The sequence below is a fragment of the Streptomyces beihaiensis genome, assembly GCF_026274175.1.
Taxonomy (GTDB): Bacteria; Actinomycetota; Actinomycetes; order Streptomycetales; family Streptomycetaceae; genus Streptomyces; species Streptomyces beihaiensis.
Map to the genome: position 1 here is coordinate 1 of NZ_JAPHNL010000091.1, position 12,513 is coordinate 12,513.

Consider the following 12,513-nt stretch of genomic DNA (forward strand, 5'->3'; position numbering starts at 1 on the left):
GTGACGCTGGCGGCGGTGCCCGTGGGCGCGTACGCGCTGGCCGACGGGGACGCAGGTGTGGACATGGCGGCGTCGACGCCGCCGACCGCCGACGCCACGCCGCGGCTGCCGCAAACGCCCACGCCGACGGCGTCCGCGTCGCCGCCGGGGCCCGCGCGGCCGGCCACGCAGGGTCAGCTTCTCGACGGGATCACCTTCCCAAGGGCCGTCGACGGTCTGGAGAAGTGCATCGCGTACAACAGCCGGTCGCACGCGGGCGGCCTTTCCGACAAGTTCCGCACGGACCTGGGAGCGGCGGAGAACTACCGGATCATCCTGGCGATGAACAGTAAGGGCGACTCCAACGCGCCCGGCGACGGCATGTACGTCGTGGCGGTGGAGAAGGGGCCGAAGCAGACCCGGTTGATCTGCGACATCAAGAACGGCCAGGCCGCGGGTATCAACATCAGCTCGGGATCCGACCGTCCGCCGGGCGCGGGCCCCGTGATGGCCGACATCAACGGCGGCAAGCTCTACCAGCAGTCGTACCTCGACCGTGGCAACTGGAAGCTGCCGTTTCGATGGGGCGTCATCGGAACCGCTCAGCCGTCGGTGGCCCGGGTGACCGTCTCCTACGGGGGTGTCACCAGCCGGGCCGCCTTGGACCACGGCTGGTTCGTCGGCTCGGGCGTGCTGAAGCACCAAGTCACCGTGGCCCCTCATATCAAGGGGTACAGCGCCGACGGCAGGTTGGTCTACGACTCCGACAAGGACAAGTACTACGAGAAGCGGCTGCCGTAGCGCCACCGGGCCAGCGTGCCACCGGGGCCGGCGTGCCACACAGGGGATGGCGCGCCGGCCCTACGGTTTGTGGGTCACCCAGAGCAGTTCCGCCGGCCAGCGGTGTGCCCAGTCGGGCGGGTCGGTTTCGTTGTAGCCGTTGAGCGTTGCGGGTTCGGGCCGCGGCTCGACGAGGTCGTCGATGACGAGACCGGCGCCGCGCAGGACCTTGACCCAGTCGCCGTAGGTGAGCTGGTAGCTGGTCGCGCCGTCGCCCTCGGCGATGGTGTTCAGCCCGAAGTAGTCCTGCCGCAGCGTCGTGGTCACGCGGCCGGCGGCTTCGTCGTAGCATGCCTCGAACCATGGGCTGGCGACGTTGAACACCAGGCGTCCGCCTCGGCCCAGGACGCGTGCGGCCTGCGGGACGGCCAGGTGCGGGGCCGCCCAGCTGAGCCCGCCGAAGTCGCAGAACACCAGGTCGAAACTGTTTGCGGCGAAGGGCAGTTGTTCGGCGGCTGCCTGCACCAGCGGGTAGCGGGCCGCTCCCATCGCGCCCGCCGCCGCGGCGAGTTGGGCTTCGGACAGGTCGAGTCCGACCACGTTGGCTCCCTCGGCGGCCAGTGCCCTTGACCACTGGCCGGCGCCGCAGCCGAGTTCGAGGACGCGTTTGCCGGTGACGTCACCCAGGGCGTTCAGCTGCGCGTCGGGGATCGAGTACATGCCCCACAGCCGGGGTGCGGCGCCGATCTGAGGGTCGTGCTCGTGCTGGTAGGCGTCGCTGATCCGGTTCCAGAGCCGCCGGTTGGCGGGAATGCTGTCCACGTGCCGACTCCAGCACCGCCTGCCGGGGGTGGTCAACACGATTAGGGCGGCGGCCTTGGCGGCCCTGCGCCTCGACTGGAAGGGGCAGCGCCGCAATGGCGCGACGCTCACCACAGGGCAGGACACCGTCGACGTACACGCCGCGCTGGTGCCGAGGGAGAGGGTTTGGCCACCGGCGGCCTCGAAGTGATGTGGGCGCGATGTCCGAGCAGTGGTGGAGCGGGCGGCCGGCCGCCCGCCATGGTGCCTGCCGGGTTCGGCGTGGTGGCGGACGGCGGCTGTGTCGCTTCGGGCGGGTCGGGTCAGCAGGGCTGCCGTGTCAGCACCGCGTCGTAGGCATCGAGGTCGTAGGCGTAGCCCTTGGCGGCCGGGCCGCCGGAGGACGGGTCGCCGTGGTCGTCCACCAGGATGCCGTCCTGGCTCTTGGCGTAGCTGATGTAGCCGTGGCGCAGCTTGTAGATCAGGTCCTTGGTGCCGACCAGGTACCGGCCGGCGTCGGGCGCTGACGCGCAGGAGAAGCTGCCCAGCGCGGACATCGCGGCTCGGCTCGCGGTGACGTTCATCCAGCCCTCGAACGCGTACAGCGCGGAGCTGCGCAGGCCGCCGGAGTCCTTGGAGACGAACTCGTGGGCCATGCCCGTCCTGCCCTGTTCGGGGCTCGTGGTGCCGTCGGCGATGGCCGCGGTGACGTCGGCCCCGTTGGATGTGCCGGCGACCTTACTGGTCACGGTCTTGTCGAAGGTGTCGGCGGCGAGTTGGTTCCAGATGCCTGTCGGGTCGGACGCCGCGTGCCCTTCCCAGACGAAGGCCGGGCGGATCGCGGAGTCGGCCGCGGAGCCCACGGCGGTGAAGCAGCCGCCCGCGTTCGTGAGTCCGGCGTTGTCGAGCGTGCCGGCGAAGGTCTTCGCGTCGAAGCCGGCCAGCAGGGAGTTCCAGTGGGAGGCCCCGCCGAAGAACTGGATCGCCGCGAGTTCGGCGTCGACGTACCCGTCGCGGAAGTTGGGGTTGGCGGTCTTGTGGAAGTTGCCGAATCCGCAGATGCCTGAGGAGAAGTCGTTGGCGTCGTTGTACGTGTAGTTGCCGCCGAAGCCCATCGCCTCCTCGACCAGGCTCACCTTGTTCTGCTCGCTGCTCGACAGTTCGCTCCATGCCGGGCCGTTCTTCAGCAGGAGCAGCGCCTGGGCGACCAGGCCGTGCGACCAGCCTTCCAGGCCCCCGTCGGCGTCGGGTTTGTGGCCTCCGGCGATCAGGCTGCGCACTTGTCTCAGCAGCGCGCTGTCCACGCTCGTCCCGGTGCTCGACTCCGCTGCGGGTGTCTCCTTGTCGACAAGGGCGAGGTAGTTCAAGGCGGCGGAGGCACGGACGTTGCTCGGTTTGGTGCCGGGGCGCGGGCTGGAGGAGGTGGGTGCGGCGAAGGCGATGGGCGGGGCCGCCACCGCGTCGTCGATGTCCGCCTGGGTGAAGGCGGTGGTGGCGGTGGCGCCCGAGACGTCGAGTGCCGTGTCGTCGAGGACGAAGTCGGTGGTGCCCGCGTCGGCGTCGGTCTCGGTCCCGGTGAACTTCAGTGTCACGGTCTGCCCCGCGTACGCCGTCAGGTCGAAGGTGTGCTGGGTGTAGCCGGTGTTGTGGTCGAGGTTGGAGTAGGAGGCGAGGGTCTTGAGCGTGCTGCCCGAGCCGTCCAGGATCTGTGCCTTGAGCGTGTCCGGCTTCGCGGAGCCGGTGTTCTCGGTGGTGTCGATGTGCAGCCAGTACGACAGGGCGGCGGTGGATCCCGCCGGGATCGTCACCGTCTGCGCCACCGTGTCGGTGTCGGCGCTGCCGTCGCCGTTGAGCCAGGCGTCCCAGCTCCCGGAGTGGGCGGGCTCGTCGGCCGTGTCGTTGTTGACCGGCGCGTAGCCGAGCGTCGAGGACTGCGTCCAGGGCGTGGCGTCGGCGCCGTTCTCGAATCCGGGGTCGCCGAGCAGCTGCGTCGGGCCTGTGGTGCCGCTCGCGGTGGGGTTCCAGTAGTCACCGGCCATGACGAGGTAGACCAGCATCTTGATGGTCTCGCCGTAGTACGCGTCGCCGAAGGGGTTGCTGCCCAGCTCGTTCCAGATGGCGTCGGTCCATGCCTGGTCGCCGGAGACCATCGCGGCCGGGCCCGCCGAGTCGCCTGCCTCCTCGGCCCGGGTGTCGCCGGAGACGTCGGCGAAGGTGCAGTTCAGTCTGATGTGCGGCTGTACCTTGAGCGGGTCGCCGCCCGACGCCGACTTGTAGCACGCCGACTCCGCCTTGGCGACGGAGGTCGACACGGCGGCGGTGTCGGATCCGTACAGCAGCGCGTCGGTTCCCATGTGCCAGGGCACCCGGACCGAGTTGTAGCCGACGATGTCGTCCGGCTGGCTCTCTTGGTAGTCGGCCGGGGCGGGCTTGGGGCTGGTGGTGTCGGCGGCGACGACGAAGTCCGACATCAGCTTGGGGCCGGGAGAGTAGGAGTCGGTGAACTCGGTGGTGAGGGCCTCCATCCGGGCGATCACCTTGTTCCAGTCGTGTGCCGTGTCGAAGGCGGCGAAGGCGCGAAGGTGGTCCAGCATGTCGTCGGAGGGGCGGGTGTCGGTGTCCGGGCCGTCGTCCTCGCATTTGAGGTGGCCGTCCGGGGTCACGTCGTGGTGGTAGACGCGGCCGAGCCAGGCGAGCGCGTCGGAGCGGTATCCGCCCCACTGTCTGTCGGCGAGGAGCAGGCCGTATCCGATGTCCAGGTCGCCGTCGGTGGCACCGTCCGGTGTTCCCGAGTCGGTGTAGTCGCAGGTGGTGCCGTCGAGCTGCCATTCCATCAGGCCGTACTGGTCCTCGTGGTCCTTGACCAGCTGCCACATGCCGTCGAACTCGGTTTGCGCGTCCGGGTCGTACCCGGCCATCAGCGGCACGATGTTCATGCCGTAGCCCTGCGCCTCGGAGACCGTGCCGTTGTGGGGGGCGTCGTCATCGCCCTTGGTCGACACGTAGTACTCGTTGTCGGCGCAGCCGTGCACCAGGTAGCTGCTCTTCCAGGAGTCGTACGCCTTCTCCACGGCCGCGTCGCGGGTGGAGGGAGAGGCGGAGGGCATCACGCCCTGCTGGTAGGTGACATGGGCGGGGAACGGGCGGGACGCGGTGGCCGCCTGGGCGGTTCCCGCCGTTACGGCGGTGGAGAGACCGGCGCCGAGAAGGGCGGTGACGGCTGTGGTCGCCGTCCAGCGTCCGAGGCGCCGGAGGTCTGTGAGGTGGCTGAGGTGTGTGAGGTGTGTGAGGTGTCCGAGCCTGTGGTTCTTCATCAGATCTCCTGCCGGGGAAGGGAGGCGGGAGGGGAATCCTCGTTAGGAAACTTTCCTAACCATCAGGTGTACATGTCAAGATGTGCGTCACGGTGACGCTCACGGGACACGGGCGGGACACGGGACACGGGACGCCGCGTCGGGCGGCAACTCTCGCGCTACTGGCCCGGGTCGGAGTCGGCCGACGTGCTGTACAGGATGTCGCGGGCCTGCTCCGAGGCGCGGATGAGGCTCTCGGACACGTAGTCCATGAAGCGGGCGATGTTCTCCAGGCGCGTTCCCGCCGGGGTGGCGGGGCCGAGGACGGCGACGCCCTGCCGGGTGGTGGCGGCGACCTGGGCGGTGCCGCGGGCGCTGGCCATCATCGACTCGTACATGACGCCGCTGTCCATGACATAGCGCTCGCGGCGGCCCTCGTCGCGTTCGCGCCGCACCAGGTTCTGACTCTCCAGGAACGCGATGGCCTTGGAGACGGATGCCGGGCTGACCTGGAGGCGTTCGACGAGTTCGGCGGCGGTGAGGCTCGCCGAGTCGCTGACGAGGAGGCAGGCCATGACCCGAGCCATCATCGTGGGCGTGCCCGTCTGGATGAAGACGGTGGTCAGCGTCTCCTCGAACTCGCGCACGGCCTCGATGTCGCGCCCGTAGGGCTGCGGCAGGGTGTTCGCGTGGCGGGGGGTCGGCCGGCGGCGGCGGTGGGCGCGGCGTTCGGTGGCGCGGTGGGCGAGGTCGGCGCGGTAGCCGGTGGGGCCGCCGTTGCGCATGACCTCGCGGGTGACGGTCGAGGTGGGGCGCTCCAGGCGCCGGGCGATCTCCGCGTAGGCGAGGCCGTCGGCCAGTCCCATGGCGATCTGCTGGCGTTCGGACTGGGTGAGCCTGCCTCCCGGCATGGTGCGCCCTCTTTCGTTCGTGTCGTCGATCGGCGGCCTCCAGTATAGCGTTAACCGTCTACTCATTGCAACGAATGGGAGGCGGGTTGTTGCGTTCTCTTCTGGGTCGTTGCAATGATATTTCCACCCTGACCTGCATATCTCTGCTTTTTATGCAACACGTTCGTTGCCAGATCTTCGAACGCAACGTAGCTTTTGCGTTGTCGGAAACGCCAGGCCGAAGGGGCCGGGCCCGGCAGGTTGAAGGAGCAGAACCATGCAGAAGTTCGACACCCCCACCACCGTGACCGCCGTGCTCGACATCCCGGCCGGACGCGTCCGGTTCATCGCCGCCGACCGCGCCGACACCACCGTCGAGGTGCTGCCCGCCAACCCCGCCAAGAGCCGTGACGCGAAGGCCGCCGAGGAGATCCAGGTCGGCTACGCGGACGGTGTCCTGCGTATCGCGGCACCGGCCGCGAAGAATTCACTCCTCGGCCACAGCGGGGCCGTCGAGGTCACCGTCCAGCTGCCCGCCGGATCCCGCGTCGAGGGCAGGTCCGGCGCCGCCGAACTGCGGGTCGTGGGACGCCTGGGCCACGTCTCCTTCGAGGGCGCCCACGGCGCGGTGAAGATCGACGAGGCCGCGGGCCTGAACCTGGCCGCCTACGAGGGCGTCACCGTCGGCCGACTGACCGGCGACGGCGTGATCAGCACCCACAAGGGCGACATCACCGTCGACGAGGCCGGCGCCGGCGCTCTCACACTGACCACCCAGTCGGGCGACATCACGGTCACCGCCGCCCACGGCGTCTGCGCCTCGCTCGACGCCGGCACCTCCTACGGCCGCGTCGCCAACGCCCTCAAGAACGACGGCACGCCTGCCCTCCGCATCCGCGCCACCACCTCCCACGGCGACATCACCGCCCGCGGCCTCTGAGAGGCACCACCCCAGCCCCCCGCCCCCCAGCGCCCGCACACCCAAGCGCCCACGCCCCCCCGGTCCTCCCCCAAGTCCCCGAATCCCCCGAGTCCCGCAAGTCCCCAAGTCCCCAAGTCCCCAAGGAACCCTTCCATGAGTACCGAACCAGCCATCAGCGCACGGCAGTTGCGCAAGTCCTACGGCGACAGACTCGTCCTCGACGGCATCGACCTGTCCGTACCCCAGGGCACGGTCTTCTCCCTGCTCGGCCCGAACGGCGCCGGCAAGACCACCGCCGTCAAGATCCTCTCCACGCTCGTGGCCGCCGACGCCGGTGAACTGCGGGTCGCGGGCCACGACCTCGCCGTCGACGCCCAGGCCGTCCGTGCCCGGATCGGTGTCACCGGGCAGTTCTCCGCCGTCGACGGGCTGATCACCGGCGAGGAGAACATGCTCCTCATGGCCGACCTGCACCATCTGCCCAAGCGGGAGGGGCGGCGGGTCGCCGCCGAGCTCCTCGCCCGCTTCGGCCTCACGGACGCCGCGAAGAAGCCCGCGTCCACCTACTCCGGCGGCATGAAGCGCCGCCTCGACATCGCCATGACGCTGGTCGGCGACCCGCGGATCATCTTCCTCGACGAACCGACCACCGGCCTCGACCCACGCGCCCGGCACACCATGTGGCAGATCATCCGTGACCTCGTCACCGGCGGCGTCACCGTCTTCCTCACCACCCAGTACCTGGAGGAGGCCGACGAACTCGCCGACCGCATAGCGGTGTTGCACGAAGGCCGGATCGTCGCCGAGGGCAGCACCGAGGAGCTCAAGCGGCTGATCCCCGGCGGCCACATCAGGCTCCGCTTCACCGACCCGGCCGCCTACCGGAGCGCCGCCGGCGCACTCACCGAGGCCGTCCGCAACGACGAGCTGCTGGCCCTACAACTGCCCAGCGACGGCAGTCAGCGCGAACTGCGGTCCGTCCTCGACCAGTTGGACGCTGAAGGCATCGAGGCAGACGAGCTGACCGTGCACACACCCGATCTCGACGACGTCTTCTTCGCCCTGACCGACAGCAGCCACCAGACCGACCGGACCACGGAGGCCCTGCGATGAGCACCCTGTCCCTCGCCGTACGCGACTCGTCCACCATGCTGCGCCGCAACCTCCTGCACGCCCGGCGCTATCCGTCGATGACCCTGAACCTGCTGCTCACCCCGGTGATGCTGCTCCTGCTGTTCGTCTACGTCTTCGGCGGCGCGATGAGCGGCGGCACGGGCCGCTCCGCCTACGTCGCGTTCCTGCTGCCCGGCATCCTGCTGATGACCATCGGGTCCACCACCATCGGCACGGCCGTCTCCGTCTCCACCGACATGACCGAAGGCATCGTCGCCCGCTTTCGCACCATGGCGATCCACCGCGGCTCGGTCCTGTTCGGACACGTCGTCGGCAGCGTCCTGCAGTGCCTCATGAGCGTCGTCCTGGTCGGCGCGGTGGGCGTGGCCATCGGCTTCCGCTCCCACGACGCGAGCGTCCTGGAGTGGCTCGCGGCCTTCGGTCTCGTCGCCCTGTTCGCCCTGGCCCTGACCTGGATCGCGATCGGCATGGGCATGGCCAGCCCGAACCCGGAGGGCGCCAGCAACAGCGCGATGCCGCTGATCCTGCTGCCCCTGATCTCCAGCGCCTTCGTACCGCTGCACTCGATGCCCGGCTGGTTCCAGCCCATCGCCCGGTACCAGCCCTTCACCCCGGGCATCGAGACCCTGCGCGGCCTGCTCCTCGGCTCCGAGATCGGCGACAACTGGTGGATCGCCCTGGCCTGGTGTGCCGCCCTGACCGTCCTCGGACACCGCTGGGCGAAGGCCCAGTACGACCGCGACCCACGGTGATCCGGCCATGCGCCCCGCACGCCCGAAGGCGGCGCCCAGCGACAGCCGTCGCAGGGCGCCGCCTTGTTGTGCACGGCCACCGCGCGCACACGCGACGGCCCGCGCAGGGCCGTCGGTGGCGGCGGCGTCGGTCAGGTGGTGGCTCCGACCCCCGCCGTGGTCTCCACTTCGAGCAGCGAGGCGCTGTGCCGTTCGGCCTCGAACGCGGTGCGCCCACCCCGCAGGCCGAACAGGCGCTTGGTGAGAAGGATGTAGAGCACGGCCAGTACGTTCACCGTGAGGGTGGCGATCTTCACCCAGCTGACCTTCTCGGTCAGTTCGTAGATCTCCAGAGGCAGGAACGCGGCGGTGGCCACCACGGTCAGGTACTCGGCCCAGCGCTTGGCCCACCACAGTCCGACGCCCTCGACGATCTCGACCAGGGCGTAGACCAGCAGCGCCACGGCGACGGTCACCAGGGTGGAGTGCTTGTAGTCGAAGGTCTTCTGGATGCTGCCGACGACCGGGGAGTGGTTCAGGTCGTAGTGGAAGTGCCGGAAGACCGGGCGGAAGACGTCGAGGTACTCGTCGAAGAACCGTCGCACCGAGTCCTGGCTGTTGCTGAACTTCCACACGGCGATCGCCACCAGCACGATGAAGACCCCGCGTATGACGCGTTCGACGGCGAGGAAGCGCAGGATGAACAGGTCCCGCAGCGCCTTGCCGCGCGGCACCAGCGGCGCATCGCGGGCGGGGCCGGATCCGTGCGGCGCGCCGAGCACGAAGTCCCCGCAGCGCAGACAGCGCCAGGCTTCACCCAGCGCGGTGTCGGCCTCGAGCCGCTCGCGCAGCCTCTGCTCCTGAGGCGCGTAGGTGAGGTGGCCACGGCGCGCGCAGGTCCGCCGGTCCCAGTCGATCTTCATCGTGCTCCTCCCCGTGGCCCCGGCATCCTGCACGGCGGCGTCAGCGGGACCCTAGCGGACGGCCGCCGGAACTAGGCCCTGTCTTCAAACTCCCGCCTGCCCGGCGATGCCTGGCACGCACGCTCGCGGCGTTGCCGAAAAGCCCGAGTAGCTCCGCTACTAGGACTTCCCGGCGCCTTGCGATCGCACGCACCAGCCACCGCCGGGCCGCCCTTCGGGCGACGACGGGAGTTTGAAGACAGGGCCTAGCCGCCCGGGCGGTCAGCTGAGCAGTCCGGAGCGGGCGGCGTGCGCTGCCACGCGCGCGTACCGGTGCAGTTCCTCGGTGGTGGGTCGCTCGCCGCCGATGTACCAGCGGTGGTAGATCGGCGCGGCGAGCGTGTTGATGACGTGGCGGGCGTCGGTCCCGGCCGGTACGTCGCCGCGCTCGATCGCCCGCTCCGCGATGAGTTTGGTGTCCTCCACACGCCGGTTGACGATCTGCGCGAGCGTCTTGCGGGCGGTCGGCGAGTCCACCCCGGCGGCGACCAGGGCGCTTTGTACGACGCCGCCGCGCGGGCTGCTCATGACGTCCACGATCACCTGGCCGAGAAGGGCGAGGTCGCGTTCCAGGTCTCCGGTGTCGGGGAGGGCGCCGGCGGGTTCCGCGACGAGTGTCTGGGCGAGGTCCAGGATCACGCCGTCGCGGTTGCCCCAGCGCCGGTAGATGGTCGAGGCGGCGACTTTGGAACGGTTCGCGATGTCCTGGACGCAGGTGGCGGCGTAGCCGAGCTCGGAGAGCAGCTCCAGGGCGGCTTCGAGGACGGCCTCGCGGTTCCTGGCGGTGCGGCCGCCGGGGCGGCGGGTGCCCGGCGCGGTGTCCGGCGTGGTGTCCGAGTCACCGACAGCCAAATGAGATTCCTCTTGCATTAGTACCTCCACTCGTGCCACGCTCCACTCTAATGCAATTCTCCTCTCGTTTAGCTCGTGGAGGCCCGCGGTGACCCCGTATCCTCAGCGCTGGCGCATGCTGCCCACCCTGCTCGCCGCGCTCTTCATGGCCCAGTTCGACCTCTACGTCGTCAACGTCGCCGGGCCCACGCTCCAGCGTCAGCTCCACGTGGGACAGGCCGCGCTGGAACTCGTCGTCGCCGGCTACGGATTCACGTACGCCAGCGGGCTGATCACCGGCGGGCGCATGGGCGACCTGTTCGGCACCCGGCGGATGTTCCTCTTCGGGACACTGGCCTTCACCGCTGCGTCGCTGCTGTGCGGTCTGGCGCAGTCGCCCGGCCAGCTCGTGGCCGCGCGACTGGTGCAGGGGCTCACCGGAGCCGCCATGGTCCCGCAGATCCTGGCGACCATCACCGCGGTCTTCCCCACGCGGGAACGCCCCCGGGCGCTCGCCTGGTTCGGTGTGACCATCGGCGTCGGCTCGGTCGCCGGACAGGTCCTGGGCGGGCTGCTCCTCCAGTTCGACATCGCCGGTCTCGGCTGGCGGGTCATCTTCCTGGCCAACGTGCCGATCGGCCTCGCCGCCGCGGCGGCCGCCTCCACGCTGATGCCGCGCATCGCCCCGGCGCGCAAGGCGGGTCTCGACCCGATCGGTGTGATCGGGCTCTCCGGCAGCCTCGCCATGGCCCTGGCACCCCTCGCCCTGGGCCGCACCGAAGGCTGGCCGCTGTGGACCTGGCTCAGCCTCGGCGCGTCCGTGCCCGCGCTGGCCCTGACCCTGCTGTGGGAGCGCTCGCTCAGCCGGCGCGGCCGTCAGCGGGTGCTCGACCTCACCCTGTTCTGCGACACCGCCTTCTCGCGCGGACTCGTCGTCACCATGGCGCTGTTCTCCGGATACTTCGGCTTCACCTTCGCCCTCAGCCTGTTCATGCAGGGCGGGCTCGGACTCACCCCGCTGGAGGCCGGACTGACCTTCATGCCGCTGGGCCTCGCGTTCGCCCTCGCGTCGATCCGGGCGCAGAAGGTGGCCGCGAAGATCGGACCGCGGCTGATCACGATCGGCCTCTCGATCAGTGTGCTCAGCTACGGCGCGCTGGTCCTCGTGCTGCAGCTGTCGGGGGTGCACGCCGACGCGCCTCGGATCGTCGTCCCGATGATGCTGGTCGGCTTCGGCAACGGCCTCGCCATCCCGATCCTCTTCGGCACCGTCCTCAGCAAGATCGACACCGGTCGTGCGGGTACCGCCTCCGGCGTACTCACCACGACGCAGCAGTTCGCCTCCGCGGCGGGCGTCACCGGCCTGGGCTCCGTCTTCTTCGGCCTCCTGGGCGACCGCCACGGCGCCCTCGGCTACACCCACTCCATGGAAGGGGTCCTCGGGGTGTCGCTGATGCTCACGCTCGTCGCGGCCCTCGTCATCCACTCGCTCGCACGTCCGTCGCGCCCCGTCGGGCGGACGGCCCCCGCGCCGGTGCCCGCGGCCGGGACCGGGGCCGAGTCCGCGCCCGCGCTGAGCGACTGAGGCCGTCCCGAGCGCCGGTACGCGTCAGCTCAGCCGGTACAGGGTGACGTCGTCGCGTACGCGGTGTCGCCGAACGGCGGTCAACAGCCGGTCGGGCTCGGCGAGTTCGCTTGCCCCATGTCTCCATCACGTGGAAGCATGCGCCCGCAAGATCGCCCAAGCGCTCATCTACCGAGCACGCTCCCCGGCGCTGGTCCGGGCAAGTTCCGTTCGGGGAGCGGGTGTTGGAGCGGCGGAACAGCGGCGCAGATCACCCGGCCGACGGCTGCGTACGGAGCGTCGAGTGGGTAGCCTCAGACGGAACACTCAAGTTACCGCTTAGTAGCCGTAGTGGTTGATCGGTCGCCGGTTCGAGGAGACCCCATGCAACTCGTCGCAATCATCGTTTCGTTGCCGCTGATAGCGGTCGGCTTCGCGCTGTTCGGCAGGGCGCTCCTGCAGATCTTCCACCAGCTGCGGCTCGGCCAACCCGTTCCCCGCGGCCTGCGCACCGACAACCCTTACGCCCGCACGGTCACCCTGGTCCGCGAGTTCCTCGGCCACACCCGTATGAACCGCTGGGGCGTCGTCGGTGTCGCGCACTGGTTCGTGGCCATCGGCTTCTA

The 12,513-nt window shown here is 69.8% G+C and carries 10 protein-coding genes and 1 pseudogene; 6 read left to right on the plus strand and 5 right to left on the minus strand.

The genetic code is table 11. From position 1 onward, the window contains the following. Positions 1-780 (plus strand): hypothetical protein (locus tag OFY01_RS10710; protein ID WP_266598649.1); only part of this gene is annotated, 780 nt, incomplete at its 5' end. Between the two features lie 60 nt (positions 781-840). Here the strand turns inward: OFY01_RS10710 and OFY01_RS10715 are convergent. The 3 genes from OFY01_RS10715 to OFY01_RS10725 form a co-directional block, all read right to left on the minus strand. After that, entirely contained in the window at positions 841-1,581 is a 741-nt protein-coding gene (locus tag OFY01_RS10715; RefSeq protein WP_266598651.1) for a class I SAM-dependent methyltransferase, read from the minus strand. A gap of 302 nt (positions 1,582-1,883) precedes the next feature. Beyond that, the gene (locus tag OFY01_RS10720) at positions 1,884-4,874 is read right to left on the minus strand and encodes a glycosyl hydrolase family 8 (protein ID WP_266598653.1); all 2,991 of its coding nucleotides are present in this window, start codon (positions 4,872-4,874) and stop codon (positions 1,884-1,886) included. 158 nt (positions 4,875-5,032) lie between these two features. Continuing rightward, positions 5,033-5,764 (minus strand): helix-turn-helix domain-containing protein, encoded by a 732-nt coding sequence (locus OFY01_RS10725; RefSeq protein WP_266598655.1) that lies wholly within the window; start codon positions 5,762-5,764, stop codon positions 5,033-5,035. Positions 5,765-6,020: 256 nt separating this feature from the next. Here OFY01_RS10725 and OFY01_RS10730 point away from each other — a divergent pair, with 256 nt between their 5' ends. The 3 genes from OFY01_RS10730 to OFY01_RS10740 all read left to right on the plus strand — a co-directional run bounded on the left by OFY01_RS10730 (position 6,021) and on the right by OFY01_RS10740 (position 8,551). Further along, positions 6,021-6,683, plus strand: coding sequence for a DUF4097 family beta strand repeat-containing protein (locus OFY01_RS10730; RefSeq protein ID WP_266598657.1), 663 nt, complete (start codon positions 6,021-6,023; stop codon positions 6,681-6,683). A gap of 135 nt (positions 6,684-6,818) precedes the next feature. Beyond that, positions 6,819-7,778 (plus strand): ATP-binding cassette domain-containing protein, encoded by a 960-nt coding sequence (locus OFY01_RS10735; protein ID WP_266598659.1) that lies wholly within the window; start codon positions 6,819-6,821, stop codon positions 7,776-7,778. Continuing rightward, on the plus strand, positions 7,775-8,551 hold the full coding sequence (locus OFY01_RS10740; protein WP_266598661.1) for an ABC transporter permease: 777 nt from the start codon (positions 7,775-7,777) through the stop codon (positions 8,549-8,551). The genes OFY01_RS10735 and OFY01_RS10740 overlap by 4 nt, the downstream gene beginning before the upstream one ends. A 131-nt stretch (positions 8,552-8,682) precedes the next feature. Here the strand turns inward: OFY01_RS10740 and OFY01_RS10745 are convergent, their stop codons facing one another. Both OFY01_RS10745 and OFY01_RS10750 read right to left on the minus strand, forming a co-directional pair. Continuing rightward, entirely contained in the window at positions 8,683-9,453 is a 771-nt protein-coding gene (locus OFY01_RS10745) for a DUF2127 domain-containing protein (protein WP_266598663.1), read from the minus strand. A 261-nt stretch (positions 9,454-9,714) separates the two neighbouring features. Continuing rightward, a complete protein-coding gene (locus OFY01_RS10750) occupies positions 9,715-10,344 on the minus strand; it encodes a TetR/AcrR family transcriptional regulator (RefSeq protein WP_266598664.1) in 630 nt (209 codons plus the stop codon). Positions 10,345-10,432: 88 nt separating this feature from the next. On the opposite strand from OFY01_RS10750, the gene OFY01_RS10755 reads away from it, so the two are divergent. Both OFY01_RS10755 and OFY01_RS10760 read left to right on the plus strand, forming a co-directional pair. Beyond that, a complete protein-coding gene (locus OFY01_RS10755; RefSeq protein WP_266598665.1) occupies positions 10,433-11,908 on the plus strand; it encodes an MFS transporter in 1,476 nt (491 codons plus the stop codon). A 363-nt stretch (positions 11,909-12,271) separates the two neighbouring features. After that, positions 12,272-12,513, plus strand: a pseudogene (locus OFY01_RS10760) (Fe-S oxidoreductase); the annotation flags it as partial.